This window comes from Agathobacter sp. LCP21S3_B2, from assembly GCF_052118705.1.
Lineage (GTDB): Bacteria > Bacillota > Clostridia > Lachnospirales > Lachnospiraceae > Roseburia.
The window spans coordinates 1-755 of record NZ_JBQKGQ010000052.1 but is presented as its reverse complement, the minus strand read 5'-3'; the positions used below and the strand labels follow the sequence as shown (position 1 = coordinate 755).

Annotated in this window: 1 protein-coding gene; it reads left to right on the top strand. The window is 39.6% G+C overall.

Going from position 1 to position 755, the window contains the following annotated elements:
- Positions 1-164: 164 nt before the first annotated feature.
- The coding region (locus tag ACTQ1L_RS15240; RefSeq protein ID WP_441368098.1) for a transposase at positions 165-755 on the top strand (591 nt) is incomplete at its 3' end.

Below are 755 nucleotides of genomic sequence, written 5' to 3'. Positions count from 1 at the left end.
CCTGAATTATTCACGGAATAACAGCATCAGCAGCTGAATTCCGCGCAGTTACTGTATTTTAATTGAATATTGCTTTTCACCTATTTAGTGAATAGAAAAAGACCACTATCTATGGTAAAATTTAGGTGACTAATCCAAATAAAAACCAAAGAAAGGGTCTCTCTATGGATATTTTAAACACCGTAAGCTTGGAAAGCAATACCAAAATTAAAATTAATTTCGATGGAGGCGATTTATCCTCCGATGCAGGACTTCTCCTGTTTAAGGAGTTCCTGTTTAAGATTGGAGCTGTTAAACTCATCAATCGTATGTTCAAAACCAATGATACCGCATGGTTCCGCATCCATAAGGATGATGCGAATCTGATGCAGGTAATCTATCAGATTATCAGTGCCTACTTTGAGGATGACTGTGCAGATGAACTGACAAACGAACCTGTCATGACGACTATTTTAGATAAAGATGCTCTGGCATCCCAACCTACCCTGTCACGCTTTTTTAACCGTATGGATGAAGATACACTCTGCCAACTGAACCAGATTACCCGTGAGCTCCGTAAAGTCATATATTCCATAAAGAAACCGGAATTCATGCTTTTTGACATTGACTCCACTCTTCTTGATACCTATGGAACTCAGGAAGGTGAAGGATTTAACTATCATTATCAGGCACATGGTTATCATCCCCTGCTGTGTTACGATGGACTGACAGGTGATCTTCTAAAAGCTGAGCTTCGTGATGGTACCATGTATTGC